11 protein-coding genes and 2 pseudogenes are annotated in these 13575 nt (G+C 56.9%); 10 read left to right on the forward strand and 3 right to left on the reverse strand.

The features are described from left to right. The first annotated feature begins 37 nt into the window (after window positions 1-37). Complete coding sequence (locus tag RBB80_RS07365) at window positions 38-1882, forward strand: diguanylate cyclase (RefSeq protein ID WP_433967559.1); 1845 nt, start codon at window positions 38-40, stop codon at window positions 1880-1882. 560 nt (window positions 1883-2442) lie between these two features. Here the strand turns inward: RBB80_RS07365 and RBB80_RS07370 are convergent. Then, window positions 2443-2835 carry a LysM peptidoglycan-binding domain-containing protein gene (locus RBB80_RS07370; protein WP_433967560.1) on the reverse strand — a complete coding sequence of 131 codons (393 nt, stop codon included), beginning with the start codon at window positions 2833-2835 and terminating at the stop codon, window positions 2443-2445. 121 nt (window positions 2836-2956) lie between these two features. Continuing rightward, on the reverse strand, window positions 2957-3364 hold the full coding sequence (locus tag RBB80_RS07375; protein ID WP_433967561.1) for a YidB family protein: 408 nt from the start codon (window positions 3362-3364) through the stop codon (window positions 2957-2959). A gap of 313 nt (window positions 3365-3677) precedes the next feature. Here RBB80_RS07375 and RBB80_RS07380 point away from each other — a divergent pair, with 313 nt between their 5' ends. The 3 genes from RBB80_RS07380 (at window position 3678) to msrB (ending at window position 5215) form a co-directional block, all read left to right on the forward strand. After that, window positions 3678-4259: a hypothetical protein gene (locus RBB80_RS07380; protein ID WP_433967562.1), complete on the forward strand. Its 582-nt coding sequence runs from the start codon at window positions 3678-3680 to the stop codon at window positions 4257-4259. A gap of 88 nt (window positions 4260-4347) precedes the next feature. Beyond that, the gene (locus RBB80_RS07385; protein ID WP_433967563.1) at window positions 4348-4752 is read left to right on the forward strand and encodes a RidA family protein; all 405 of its coding nucleotides are present in this window, start codon (window positions 4348-4350) and stop codon (window positions 4750-4752) included. Between the two features lie 52 nt (window positions 4753-4804). Further along, complete coding sequence (gene msrB / locus RBB80_RS07390) at window positions 4805-5215, forward strand: peptide-methionine (R)-S-oxide reductase MsrB (RefSeq protein ID WP_433967564.1); 411 nt, start codon at window positions 4805-4807, stop codon at window positions 5213-5215. Between the two features lie 78 nt (window positions 5216-5293). On the opposite strand, the gene rpmB is transcribed toward msrB, so the two are convergent. After that, entirely contained in the window at window positions 5294-5482 is a 189-nt protein-coding gene (gene rpmB, locus RBB80_RS07395; RefSeq protein ID WP_179640086.1) for a 50S ribosomal protein L28, read from the reverse strand. A gap of 393 nt (window positions 5483-5875) precedes the next feature. Between rpmB and RBB80_RS07400 the strand changes: the two genes are divergently transcribed. The 6 genes and pseudogenes from RBB80_RS07400 to RBB80_RS07425 all read left to right on the forward strand — a co-directional run bounded on the left by RBB80_RS07400 (window position 5876) and on the right by RBB80_RS07425 (window position 13575). Next, entirely contained in the window at window positions 5876-6979 is a 1104-nt protein-coding gene (locus RBB80_RS07400) for an efflux RND transporter periplasmic adaptor subunit (protein WP_433967565.1), read from the forward strand. Then, window positions 6976-7128 carry a hypothetical protein gene (locus tag RBB80_RS07405; protein ID WP_433967566.1) on the forward strand — a complete coding sequence of 51 codons (153 nt, stop codon included), beginning with the start codon at window positions 6976-6978 and terminating at the stop codon, window positions 7126-7128. Before RBB80_RS07400 ends, RBB80_RS07405 begins: the two co-directional genes overlap by 4 nt. After that, window positions 7125-7544 (forward strand): efflux RND transporter permease subunit, encoded by a 420-nt coding sequence (locus RBB80_RS07410; protein WP_433967567.1) that lies wholly within the window; start codon window positions 7125-7127, stop codon window positions 7542-7544. The genes RBB80_RS07405 and RBB80_RS07410 overlap by 4 nt, the downstream gene beginning before the upstream one ends. After that, window positions 7478-9588: pseudogene (locus RBB80_RS07415) on the forward strand (efflux RND transporter permease subunit). The gene RBB80_RS07410 and the pseudogene RBB80_RS07415 overlap by 67 nt, the downstream one beginning before the upstream one ends. Window positions 9589-9647: 59 nt before the next feature. Beyond that, window positions 9648-10447 (forward strand): annotated as a pseudogene (locus RBB80_RS07420) (efflux RND transporter permease subunit); the annotation flags it as partial. After that, a complete protein-coding gene (locus tag RBB80_RS07425) occupies window positions 10444-13575 on the forward strand; it encodes an efflux RND transporter permease subunit (RefSeq protein WP_433967568.1) in 3132 nt (1043 codons plus the stop codon). The pseudogene RBB80_RS07420 and the gene RBB80_RS07425, both read left to right, overlap by 4 nt.

The raw sequence follows: 13575 nt of genomic DNA on the forward strand, positions 1-13575 counted from the left end.
AACGTGCGTTTGCCGATAGAGTGACTCCGGGCTGTTTATGGGTATTGGTTCTCTCGATGAGACCGTAGAGGATCGCGTATCTTCTCTTTGGCGACTGACTTCGCTCGCGCTGGTCTTGGTGTGCCTGGGCTATGCCGCGCTGCTGTTGAATATTCGAAGCTGGGACAACGGCGGGGTAACGATCCTTTGGCCTTCGAACGGCCTTCTGCTGGGCGTCCTTTTATGTTCGAGGCGACGGCAGTGGACGGCGTACCTGGCTGTCGGTTTTGCTGTCGATCTTGGGCTCAACCTGGCGCTGTCGTTCGCGCCCTGGACCTCGGTCTACCTGGCCGGTTGCAACATGCTAGAGGTGGGCATTGCGGCTGCGCTGATGTACAGAACGATCTCGCCTAACCCAGACCTGACTCAGCGCAAACAGTTGCTGAGTCTGCTGCTGTATGGTGTTGTGCTCGCGCCGGCGATCGCGTCGGCGCTGGCTCAGCTGAGCATCTCGAATCTTCATGCGCTGCCGAGATTTACCGCAGCCAGACACTGGTTTGTGGCGGATGCACTAGGGATTGCGGTGATGACGCCGCTGTATCTGTCGTTCCGGGAGAGGGAGCGGTTTCCCGGCCGGTCCCGGCTTGAGGTTGTGGGGCTGCTGACGCTGCTGGTCGTTGCCGCAGTCGGTGTCTTCTGGCAGACGCGCTTTCCTCTTCTATTCCTGCTTCTGCCGGTGCTCCTGCTGCTTGGCGCGCGTCTGCGATTGGCAGGATCTGCGCTTGGATTGTTGATTGTGTCGATCATAGGCGGATACCTGACCATCCGGGGGCGCGGTCCGATCGCGCTGGTGCTTTCGGGCTCGACGATGACCGGCGATCTGCTGCTGCAGTTCTTCGTTGCTGTTTCGATACTGGTGCTTTACGTGGTTGAGGTTGTGATTGCAGAGCGCGAGCGGCTGCAGGTCAACCTGAAGTCCAGCGAGACCCTGTTTCGTCTTTTGGCTGAGGCTTCGAATGATGTGATCGTTCTCTCGGATCTCTCCGGGACGCGGCGATATGTTTCGCCGGCCGTGACCACCGTGCTGGGGTGGGGGGCAGAAGAGCTGATTGGCAATACTCACCTCCAGATTGTTCATCCTGACGACGTTGCCGCGTTGGAGGCTTTGATGAGGTCTTGTCGCGAGGGGGAGCAGGTGCAAACGTTGACCTATCGGTGCGCGAGGAAGGATGGAAGTTACGTCTGGATGGAGGCGAGCATGCGGCTCTATCACGACGAGACGACGTGGGATCCGATCGGATTTGTCAGCGTGGTGCGAGATGTGACCGCTCGCAAAGCCGCTGAGGATGAGCTGAACCGCACGTTCCGGTTGGTGGAGAATCTTGCCATGGCGGATGGGCTCACCGGCGTAGCGAACCGGCGCCGGTTCGAGGAAAAGATAGATGAAGAGTGGCGCAGGGCGATGCGCGATGGTTCGCTGCTCTCCGTGTTGATGATCGATGTCGATCATTTTAAGCCGTACAACGATCTCTACGGCCACGTGCTGGGCGACAACTGCCTGCGCCAGATTGCAGTGACGGCGCAGGAGGTGATTCATCGCTCCTCGGATCTGTTCGCAAGGTACGGCGGTGAGGAGTTTGTGGCGGTGCTGCCGAACACCGACAGCGACGGTGCTCAACTGGTCGCCGAACAGATTCGACGGGCGGTCGAGATGCTTGGTCTGCCACACTCGGGCAATCCTTGCGGGGTGGTGACGGTGAGCATCGGCTGCGCTACTCAGACGCTGGGGCACGACTCTGTTTCGACTGTGCTGGTAGATGCCGCGGACCAGGCTCTCTATCAGGCCAAATCTGCGGGCAGAAATCGGGTTGAGGTGGCTGCGGGTTCGACGATTCCAAGCTAGTCAGCGGATACCCTCCCCCCGGGTATCCTGTGCATAAGATGTCTGTAATCATTGACTTGCGGACACATGGGGGTCGCAAAATATTGATGACATGGCACTTGCCTGCAGAATATAGCAAATAAACGGGTTATCTCCTGAAAGAAATAGCCCCGGATGAATATCCGGGGCTCCTTTATTTGTTCTACTCCAGTATAGCGAACTGGGCATAACTCCTACGCAACGCGAATCTGCAGGATTGGCGTAGGTTTTCATGGTGTGGGGGTTGACAGGGTTCTTGATCCAGTCCGCGAGGATGCGCCTGGGCTGGTTTCCGGTTGATCGAGAGTTCGATGCGCGGTTTAGACCCATGTCCCAGAATCGAGACATGGGGCACCCGGCAGACTCGTGGGCTGTAGCCCTGGAGTACCTAAAGAGAAGGTTGCGGAGATTCTGACTGTCGCCGCTATGGCGATTTGCCTGATGGTGTAGAGATTGCAGACGCAGATTTCTTTGGGGAATGACAAACAAAAAAGCGAAAGCGACTCTACACCACGGCGGCGTTGCTCTAAAACGACTTTGCGTTAGGTGATGACGGGAAGCTGGAGGGTTGTGCCGACCGAGACTTTGTTGGGGTCGGCGATGTTGTTGGCTTTGGCGATTTCGGGGTATTTGTTGGCGTTGGTGTAAAAGAGAAGACTGATGGCGGAGAGGGTGTCGCCGGATTTGACGGTGTAGGCCTGGGTGTCTCCGCCGGTGTTGGCGATCTCGTGGTGCAGATCGGAGTAGGTGGGGTCCGCTTTTTTGATACTGTCCCAGACGCGCTCGAGGATGACCCGGGAGGGAACGGTGCCCTTGATGTGGAGTTGCTCGCCGTCGAGGTCGACTGCGTCGAGGGTGGCTCCGTAGGGAGCGAACTTTTGCAACGATTCAATGACACCGGCGTACTTTTGCTTCAAAGCGTCGAGATCTGCCATGGCGTAGCTCTCCTTGGTCAGCTTGGCTGACTGTTGTGGGATGCTGTGGGGATGAGCGCTGTGGCCCGGCGCTCCTGGAATATTGCTGCGAGCCTCGAAAAAGTACGCTTGAGACTAACGGCTAGACGAATTTGCTGAGAAGACTCTGCGCCACGCTGCCCATGGAGCTGGTCGGGGTAGCTTGTCCGTTGGGGGCGAAGTGGTGGATGACCATGGGAAGTACGGTGGCGAGGGCAACCTGAACGACCTGAGGCGAGACTCCGGCTTTTTCTGCGGTTTTTTCGATGAGGCCGGTTCCGCCGAGTCCCTGCTGAACCTGCTCGGGTGTGGCAGCGGTGGCCTGACCGGCGCCCCAGTTGTTGACGTGCTCGGCCATCCCGTTATTTTTGAAGGCGTCGAGAACCCCCTGGATCCCTTCGGGATGCTGGGTGAGAGCTTCAATGAAGCCCCCGGCAACTTTGGCCTGATCGGTGCCGGCTGCGGCTCCGGTTTGACCGGCGAGCGATTGAAGCATGTCCATAATTCCCATGTTGTTCACCTCGCACCCAATATATGACTGATTTTTCTCCAGCGCCGTCGGGCGGTACAGATATTTACGGATTTCTCATGGGACAAAAATCCTCGCAACTGAATAAGAAATCCTCGCAGAAGGGTAAGGAGACGCTGATTTCGAGACAGGGGCGGGACGCATCCATTTAGATTGCAGCCCTGAAAGGACTGTCACTTTCTTTTCCACTGCAATCGTCGTGTGCCTGAAGAGGCTGATTTTGCAGGTGCTTCAGGTTTCTGAGGTGTGATAGCATCAGCCGCGAATCCGATAGCGACCTGGCAAGGAGAGCAGAATGAAGCCGAAAGAGATCAGCCGGCGACAGTTCGCCACCGCAGTGTCCTCCGTTGGTGTTGGAACCCTGATTCCCGGTGCATTGGCGCAGGAGCGGGCGCAAGAGCCGAAACCTCCCTATCCCCCGACAGATGCCGGAGGGATTCACGGAGATATGCTGGGGAGGATATCGGATGGTCTGGGGGACAGCGAGATCCGCACGAAGGAGGGGCTTCTGAAGCTCGTCGCCCTGCTCCAGCAGGTTGATGTGATTTCAGAGCAGGATGCTGCGATGCTGAGAGAGACGATCGAGGCGATCTTCTCAGATTCGAAGACGACGGCCTCCAAGATCGACAAGATCTATGCGGAGGCGAAGGAAAAAGCCGGAGAAGTCACGGTTGCGATCATCAGCATTGCAAAGAACAGCGTCGAATTTGCGAAACGTCATGGCAAGACGATTTTGGTCGTTGCTTCTGACGTTTCCGGCGCGCTTACGGGCGCGGCAACCGGAGCGAAGTTGGGTGGAAGAGCATTAGCTGTTGTTGGCGCGCTCGCCGGGGCGGTGGCGTCTTCGGCGGAAGCTGCCTTTTCGCACAAAGGTTGACACGAGATTGCCTCTGCTGACGACGCTAAAGCTGTTCGTTCCGGTTGCTGGTTAACAACAGCGCGGGAAGGAGATAGACTTAGCTTCCATGAGCGATCAGGGCAAGACTGCGGTTTCTACGAAAGATGCACCGGCGGCGATTGGGCCTTATTCCCAGGCGGTACGGGTGGGCGATATGTTGTTTGCGTCGGGCCAGGTGGGGCTCGATCCGGCCACCGGGCAGATGGTTGCCGGGGGGATTACGGAGCAGACGGTTCGGGTGCTGGAGAATGTGAAGGCCGTGCTGGCGCAGGCTGGGCTGGATCTGAGGCATGTGGTGAAGACCACCGTTTTCCTGAAAACGATGAGCGACTTTGCGGCGATGAACGAGGTTTATGCGAAGTACCTTGCGCCTGAGGGCGTGGTGCCGCCGGCGCGATCGACGGTGGCGGTGGCCGGGCTGCCGAAGGATGCGCTGGTGGAGATTGAAGTGATCGTGAAGGGAGCCGCCTGAAACATAACGTGCGGCCCGGCATCTAATGACAGGACGACAGGAGGTCTGAACGATGGCCGAAACGACGAAGGTTGAGAAGGTGCACAAGACGGAGGCAGAGTGGCGTGAGTTGCTGACTCCGGAGCAGTTTCATGTGATGCGCGAGGGCGGGACGGAGCGGGCGTTTACCGGGGCGCTGGTGAATAACCATGAGGACGGGGTCTATCACTGCGGGGCTTGCAATGCTCCGCTGTTTACCTCGGATAAGAAGTTCGAATCGGGGAGCGGATGGCCCAGCTTCTGGAACCCGGTTTCGCCGGATGCGATTGTTTCGATTGAGGATAATTCGCTCGGGATGAGGCGGGTTGAGGTTCAGTGCGCGACCTGCGGGGCTCACCTGGGGCATGTGTTTCCGGATGGACCGAAGCCTACGGGGCTGCGGTATTGCATCAATAGCGCTTCGCTGGGATTTGAGAAGCAGTAAATCGCGTTGAAAAACAGGAAAAGCCCCAGCCGGCTGATACGCGGCTGGGGCGTTGTGTTTCTGGAGGTTTTGAGGCGGTTAGCCTTTGACGACTTTGCCGGTCTTGATGCAGCTGGTGCAGACGCGCATGCGCTTGCTGGCTCCGTTGACCTGAGCCTTGACGGGCTGTAGGTTCACGTTCCAACGACGACGTGTGGTGTTGTGGGCGTGAGAGATGTTGTTGCCGAACTGCGGGCCTTTGCCGCAAAGATCACATTTTTGTGCCATGACGAAGTGCTCCAATCCTGAGTCGCAGAAGGTTCCCGGGGACGTGCGTCTGAGTGAAAGAAGCCTCAAAACGGTGCCGGGGAAGGGTGGTACTGGGAGCGTGGAAGCTCCTGACCGCTACCGGGTGAAGGGTAGTCTGCCGATTCGTAATCATACCATGCAGGGGGCGGTGGGCTCAATCGTAAGGTGATGGGGCGAGCCGGAGGAGGGCATCGTGCGGACTTCCGCAGACATCTTATTGAGGAGTCACTGCTTATTGGGCCCAGACAACATAAAAGTTTGACGGTTGCGAGGACTGAGCTGAGTCTTTATGCACGGGCTCATGCGTCGATAGGGTTATGGACCTGGTGCAAATTTGTGTCCACAAATCTCTGATGTGGCAAGGGAGACGTATTGCCAGCTGAATCAAAGGAACAACACCCCGTCGTCGGGCCTGACCATCAACTTCCGGCCCCACCTCTGCCATCGTCTCGAAGTAAGCTCGTTCGAGTTGTTGTGTGGGTTGTTTTACTGCTGATATTTGCGGTTGGTTTCTTTCTCGTATTACGCCATCACGAAGATGCGAGCACGAGCGCAGCTGCTCCACGGCGGGGCGCCGGTGGTGGTGCGGTGGCGCTGACGACCGCTACTGCGCAGAGGGGCAATATTGGCGTCTACCTGGATGCGATCGGGACGGTGACACCGGTTTATACGGCTTCGATTACGAGCCAAGTGACTGGGCCGGTGGTGGCGGTGCGCTTCAAGGAGGGTCAGGTTGTGCGGAAGGGCGATCCGCTGATCGAGATCGATCCGCGACCGTTTGAGGCTACGCTGCTGCAGGCTCAAGGTGTGCTGGAACGCGATCAAGCGCTCCTGGCGCAGGCGACCATGGATCTCAACCGCTATCGCGACGCGTGGTCGAGGAATGCGATTCCGAAGCAGACGCTGGATGATCAGGAAAAGATTGTGCTGCAGGACGCGGGCACGGTGAAGAATGACCAAGGGACGGTGCAATTTGACCAGATACAGGTCGGGTACTGTCATATCCGAGCGCCGATCTCGGGAAGGGTTGGGTTGCGTCTGGTCGATCCGGGGAACGTGGTGCAGGCTTCGGGGACGACGACGCTGGCGGTGATTACGCAGATACAGCCGATCACGGTGATCTTTACGGTGCCGGAGGATAACCTGGGGCAGATTCAGCCGAGGCTTCGTCAGCAGGCAAAGCTGCCTGTCGATGCATATGACCGGGCGGCGTTGAAGCAGATTGCGACGGGGATGTTATTGACGCTGGATAACCAGATCGATACGACGACAGGGACGGTCAAGGCGAGGGCGTCGTTTGAGAATAAGGATTCGTCGCTGTTTCCGAATGAGTTTGTGAATGCGCGGCTGCTGGTGAATACGCTGCAGGGAGCGACGCTGATTCCGTCATCTGCGATTCAGCATAACGGGACGGCGTCGTTTGTTTATGTTCTGCAGAACGATACGGCGCACATGCGCCCGGTAAAGCCGGGGTGATCGAAGGAAATACCACACAGGTGACCGGGGTCAATCCTGGGGATGTGGTCGCGAATAGCAGCTTCGACAAGTTGCAGGACAATGCGAAGGTCAGTGTGTCGAATAAGCCGATTCCTGCCGCAGCAACGGCCGGGAGTAGCGCTCCTTGAGTCCATCTCGTCCGTTTATTCTGCGACCGGTCGCGACCTCGTTGTTGATGGCTGCGATTTTGCTAGTCGGCATTGTGAGTTATACGCAGCTGCCGGTGTCGGCGTTGCCTGAGGTCGACTATCCGACGATTCAGGTGCTGACGTTTTATCCGGGCGCTAGTCCGCAGGTGATGGCGACGACGGTGACTGCGCCGCTCGAGCGCCAGTTTGGCCAGTTGCAGGGGTTGAGCCAGATGACCTCGAGCAGCTCGGGCGGGACTTCGGTTGTGGTGCTGCAGTTCAATCTCAGCCTGAACATCGATATCGCTGAAGAAGAGGTGCAGTCGGCGATCAATGCAGCGCAGAGTTTTTGCCGGCCAATCTGCCCGCGCCGCCGATCTACAGCAAGACGAATCCTGCAGATGCGCCGGTGCTGACGCTCGCTATCACTTCGAAGACGGTGCCGCTGTCTCAGGTGGAGGACCTGGTCGACACGCGGTTGGCGCCGAAGATTTCGCAGTTGAGCGGCGTTGGGTTGGTGAGCATCAGTGGCGGACAGAAGCCCGCGGTGCGGATTCAGGCGAATCCGACGGCGCTTTCGTCGTATGGCATCAATCTCGAAGATCTGCGTACGGCTGTCAGCCAGAGCAGCGTGAATGCCGCGAAGGGAAACTTCGACGGGCCGCGGCAGGACTACCAGATCGATGCAAACGATCAGCTTGTGACGAGTAAGGATTACAGAAGCGTCGTTGTCGCGTATCGCAACGGCGCACCGGTGATGTTGACTGACGTTGCGCACATCCTTGACGGCGTAGAGAACACGACGCAGGCTGCGTGGATGAACCAGACACCCGCTGTGATTCTGAATGTGCAGCGGCAACCGGGTGGAAATACGATCAGCGTGGTCAAGAGCATCAAGAAGTTGCTGCCGCAGCTCGAGGCCAATCTGCCGAAGGGCATCGAGGTCACGACGCTCACCGACCTTACGACGCCGATTCAGGCTTCGGTTAGCGACGTTGAGTTCGAACTGATGCTGACCATCGGGTTGGTTGTGATGGTCATCTTCCTGTTCCTGCGAAATCTGTACGCAACGATTATTCCGAGTGTGGCGGTGCCGTTGTCGCTGATCGGAACCTTTGCGGCGATGTACGCGCTTGGCTACAGCCTGGATAACCTGTCGCTGATGGCGTTGACGATCTCGACTGGATTTGTCGTCGATGACGCGATCGTGATGGTGGAGAACATCTCGCGCTATCTGGAAGAGGGCGATACGCCGATGCAGGCGGCGTTGAAGGGCGCAGAGCAGATTGGCTTTACGATTCTTTCTCTGACGGTCTCTCTGATCGCGGTGTTGATTCCACTTTTGTTCATGGGAGATGTTGTCGGCCGTCTGTTCCGTGAGTTCGCGGTGACGCTGGCGGTGACGATCGTAGTGTCTGCGGTGGTTTCGCTGACGCTGACGCCGATGATGGCTTCGCGCATTTTGAAACATAATCCTGAAGCGCAGCAGGGACGTTTTTATCGAGCATCGGAGCACGCCTTCGAACGGATGATTGCGTTCTACGGACGGACTTTGAAGGTTGTGCTTCGCTACCAGACGATTACGTTGCTGGTAGCTCTTGCGACACTGATGTTGACGATTTTTCTGTACATCATCATCCCCAAGGGATTTTTCCCGTGCAGGATACGGGCGTTATTCAGGGAATCACGCAGGCTCCCCAGACAATTGGGTCGAAGGCAATGGCAGCGAAGCAGCAGGAGGTAGCGAAGGTAATTCTGGCGGATCCTGCGGTCGAGAGCTTGTCCTCCTTTATTGGTGCGGATGGCACGAATATCACTACGAACAGCGGAAGAATGTCGATCAATTTGAAGCCGCTTGAAGAACGTGATCTGAACGCCTCCGATGTAATTCGGAGGCTTCAGTCGAAGCTGCAAGATGTGCAGGATATTCAGATCTACATGCAGCCGGTGCAGAACATTACGGTGGATGATCGGGTGAGCCGCACGCAGTACCAGTACACTCTGGAGGATCCGGATCAGAACGAGCTGAACGATTGGACAGCCCGATTTGTGACTCGCTTGAAGCAGCTGCCGGAGTTGGAAGATGTTGCCACGGACCAACAGTTGGGCGGGCTGGCGGTCTCGTTGGTGATCGATCGGGCGACCGCCTCGCGGCTGGGAGTGGCGCCGACGACGATCGACAATACGCTCTATGACGCCTTCGGCCAGCGGCAGATCAATACGATGTACACGCAGTTGAATCAGTACCACGTGATTCTCGAGGCAGAGCCACAGTTTCAGGTCGATCCGAACAAGTTAAATCATCTCTACCTTCGGTCTGGGTCGGCGTCGGGGACTACCGGCGCAGCGGCAACTTCCTCCTCGGGCAATGGCTCTACGTCGGCGGGATCCAATGCGCTGACTAGCTCGGTGTTGTTTACTGCTTCAGCGAACACGCTGACTCCCCGGTCAATGCGCTGACCTCGAGTACTGTGACTTCAACCTCAAGCAAGGGCGCGACTTCGGCGGGAACGACGAGTTCCGCGTTCAATAATGCAGTGCCGTTCAGCGCGTTCTCGCACTTCGAGACGACGACTGAGGCGCTCTCGATTACTCACCAAGGCCAGTTCCCGGCGATTACGGTCTCTTTCAATCTTGCGCCCAATGCTGCGCTGGGAGGCGCGATCTCCGAGATTACGAAGGTGCAGAAGGATATGCACATGCCGGCGAGCCTGCAGGCGGATTTTCAAGGGACTGCGGCATCATTTCGGAACTCGCTCTCGGGTATGCCACTTCTGATTCTGGCTGCGCTGGTAACGGTGTACATCGTTCTCGGAGTTCTCTACGAGAGTTTCATTCATCCGGTTACGATTCTCTCGACGCTGCCTTCGGCGGGTGTGGGCGCGTTTCTTTCTCTGATTCTTTTTCATCAGGATCTAAGTGTGGTGGCGATCATCGGTCTGGTTTTGCTGATCGGCATCGTTAAGAAAAACGGAATTATGATGGTCGATTTTGCGCTCGATTCAGAGCGCAATCGAGGGCTTAGCTCCACGGATGCGATCTACGAGGCGTGCCTGCTGCGCTTCCGTCCGATTATGATGACGACGATGGCGGCGCTGCTGGGGGGCTGCCACTCGCGTTTGGTCAGGGTATCGGCTCGGAGTTGCGCAGACCGCTTGGGATCGCAATGGTCGGAGGTTTGCTCGTCAGCCAGGTGCTGACACTTTATACGACGCCTGTTATCTACATTTTCTTTGACAATCTTTCACATCGGTTTTCGAGAAAGTCGAAGAAGGCGGAGCGAAGTGGAGGCGAGTTAGAGACGGCGGAGCAGCCATGAACATCTCTGCACCTTTTATTCATCGGCCTGTGGCGACGACGCTGCTTACGATTGCGATCGCAATTGCCGGGGCCATTGCGTTCAATGTGCTTCCAGTCTCTCCGTTGCCGCAGGTGGATTTTCCAACGATCTCAGTGAGCGCGAGTTTGCCGGGTGGTAGTGCGGAGATTATGGCATCGTCGGTGGCGACCCCGCTGGAGCGGCAGTTTGGTCACATAGCAGGTGTTACGGAGATGACGTCTTCGAGCAGCCTGGGATCGACGTCGGTGACGATTCAGTTTGACCTGAGCCGGAATATCGATGGCGCTGCGCGCGATGTCGAGGCGGCTATCAACGCGGCGAGGACTTATCTTCCGGCGAATCTTCCGGCGAATCCGACGTACCGGAAGGTGAATCCGGCCGATGCGCCGATTATGATTCTTGGCTTGACGTCGGATAAATATGGACCGGACAAGCTGTATGACGAAGCTTCGACGGTGGTGCAGCAAAAGCTTTCGCAGATTGAGGGGGTCGGGCAGGTCAATCCGGGTGGGGGTGCGCTGCCTTCGGTCCGCGTCGAGGTGAATCCGACGAAGCTTGCGAGCTTTGGGATGACGATGGCGAATGTGCAGTCAGTGGTAAGTCTGCAGAATTCAAATTTGGCGAAGGGTCAGATCACGAATGGGGATGTCTCGGCGGACATTGTCGCAAACGATCAGATCTCACACGCGGAGGACTATAAGCCGATCATCATTGGTTACAATAATGGGTCGGCGGTGCGGTTGTCGGATGTGGCGGATGTGGTCGATTCGACGCAGAACCTGCGTGCGGCAGGATACCTGAACGGCAAACGGGCTGTAATGCTGATCATCTTCCGGCAGCCTGGGGCCAACATTATTGATACGGTGGATCGTATTCGGGCTGAGCTGCCATCGGTGGAGGCGTCGATTCCGAAGGGGATCGACACGACGATTGTGCTGGATCGCACGACGACGATTCGTGCGTCGGTGAGTGATGTTGAGCGAACACTGTTGCTCTCTATCGCGCTGGTGATCGTGGTGGTGTTCCTCTTCCTGCGTAACGGAAGAGCGACGTTGATACCCGCGGTGGCGGTTCCGGTTTCGTTGATCGGGACCTTTGCCGTGATGTACATGTTTGGCTACAGCATCGATAACCTTTCTCTGATGGCGCTGACGATCTCGACCGGGTTTGTGGTGGACGACGCGATCGTCGTGATGGAGAACATCACGCGGCATCTCGAGAATGGAATGGCTCCGTTTGCCGCAGCACTAAAGGGAGCGCAGGAGATTGGTTTTACGGTTGTGTCGATCAGCATATCGCTAGTTGCGGTTTTTATTCCGCTGCTGTTGATGGGCGGGATTGTGGGAAGACTGTTTCGTGAGTTTGCAGTGACACTATCGACTGCGATCTTTGTGTCGATGCTGATCTCACTGACGACGACGCCGATGATGTGCGCTTATCTGCTTCGGGACGAGCATGGGAAGAAGCACGGCCGGGTGTATATGGCGTCGGAGAGGTTTTTCGACTGGGTACTTTCGATCTATCGACGAAGCCTACATTGGGTTCTGGAAAATCCGGTGCTGACGTTGACTGTTCTGCTCCTGACGATCGCTTTGAATGTCGTGCTGGTCATCAAGATCCCAAAGGGGTTTTTTCCGCAACAGGATACGGGGTCGCTGGCAGGGGCGGTTCGGGGGCCGCAGGATGCTTCGTTCGCTTCGATGAATACGGCACTTCAGGAAGTTGCGAATATCGTGAAGAATGACCCGGCGGTCCAGAATGTGATCGGCTTTACTGGTGGAGGCGGGGCCACGAATACAGGGAATATGTTTGTGACGTTGAAGCCACTGAACGTTCGCAAGATCGGAGCGCCGGAGATTATCAACCGGCTGCGTCCGAAGTTGAATCGCGTGACGGGGGCCTCATCGTTTCTGCAGGCGTCACAGGATCTTCGTATCGGCGGACGTTCAAGCAACGCGCTGTATCAATACACGATTCAGGCCGATAACGTTACGGATCTTTCGCTGTGGGGTCCCAAGCTGCTGACGGCGATGATGCGCCTCCCTGGTTTTCAGGATGTGAGCTCGGATCAACAAAATGGCGGCTTGGATCAGCTGCTGACCTACGACCGAGTGACCGCGGCAAAGTTGGGCCAGACGGCGCAGTCGCTGGATCAGGGGTTGTACAGCGCGTTTGGGCAATCGGAAGTTTCGATTATTTATACGCAGTTGAATCAGTATTACGTAGTGCTTGAGGTCGCTCCAGAGTACTGGCAGACGCCGGAGGGACTGAAGAATATTTATTTTCATCCTGCGGGCACCAGCAGTACGACGGCCAGCGGCAATGTCCCCTTGTTTACGATGGCGACAGCTGCAACCAATACGACTCCGCTGTCGCTGAATCACACCGGGCTGTTTCCTTCGGTGACGGTGTCGTTCAATCTGGCTCCCGGGATGTCTTTGAGCGATGCGACGCTTGAGATTGCGGAGATGCAACAGCGGCTGGGGACGCCGACTTCCGTACACGGCTTTTTCGCGGGGACACTGCTGGCGTATCAGCAGTCACTGGGGACCGAGCCACTCCTTATTCTTACGGCGCTGCTTGCGGTTTATATTGTGCTCGGAGTTTTGTACGAGAGTCTGGTGCATCCGTTGACTATTCTTTCGACGCTGCCCTCGGCGAGTGTTGGCGCGATGCTTGCGCTTATGCTCTTCAAAGTAGATTTGAATGTCATCTCGATTATTGGAATCGTACTGTTGATCGGCATCGTGAAGAAGAACGCGATTATGATGATCGATTTTGCTTTACAGGCAGAGCGCGAGGGCGGCATGAATACAGAAGATGCGATCTTTGAGGCGTGCATGCTGCGTTTTCGGCCGATTCTGATGACGACAATGGCTGCGCTGTTTGGTGCGCTGCCGCTGGCGTTTGGTACGGGCACTGGGTCTGAGCTGCGCCGGCCGCTGGGTATCACGATTGTGGGTGGCTTGATCGTGAGCCAGATGCTTACGCTCTACACCACCCCTGTTGTCTATCTCACGCTGGATCGCCTGCGCCTGCGCGCGTTGGGTCGTAAGCACGATACTTTCAACCCCGAGGACGGCTCGGCTGCCGTTGCTGCGGAGTAG

This window comes from Tunturiibacter gelidiferens, assembly GCF_051013345.1.
Classification (GTDB): domain Bacteria; phylum Acidobacteriota; class Terriglobia; order Terriglobales; family Acidobacteriaceae; genus Edaphobacter; species Edaphobacter gelidiferens_A.

Bases quoted from the DNA above. Each gene is read 5' to 3' on its own strand.
- RBB80_RS07385 (WP_433967563.1), top strand. From the start codon at position 4,348: ATGAGCGATCAGGGCAAGACTGCGGTTTCTACGAAAGATGCACCGGCG.
- RBB80_RS07375 (WP_433967561.1), bottom strand. From the start codon at position 3,364: ATGGGAATTATGGACATGCTTCAATCGCTCGCCGGTCAAACCGGAGCC.
- RBB80_RS07425 (WP_433967568.1), top strand. From the start codon at position 10,444: ATGAACATCTCTGCACCTTTTATTCATCGGCCTGTGGCGACGACGCTG.
- RBB80_RS07380 (WP_433967562.1), top strand. From the start codon at position 3,678: ATGAAGCCGAAAGAGATCAGCCGGCGACAGTTCGCCACCGCAGTGTCC.
- msrB (WP_433967564.1), top strand. From the start codon at position 4,805: ATGGCCGAAACGACGAAGGTTGAGAAGGTGCACAAGACGGAGGCAGAG.
- RBB80_RS07365 (WP_433967559.1), top strand. From the start codon at position 38: ATGGGTATTGGTTCTCTCGATGAGACCGTAGAGGATCGCGTATCTTCT.
- RBB80_RS07370 (WP_433967560.1), bottom strand. From the start codon at position 2,835: ATGGCAGATCTCGACGCTTTGAAGCAAAAGTACGCCGGTGTCATTGAA.
- rpmB (WP_179640086.1), bottom strand. From the start codon at position 5,482: ATGGCACAAAAATGTGATCTTTGCGGCAAAGGCCCGCAGTTCGGCAAC.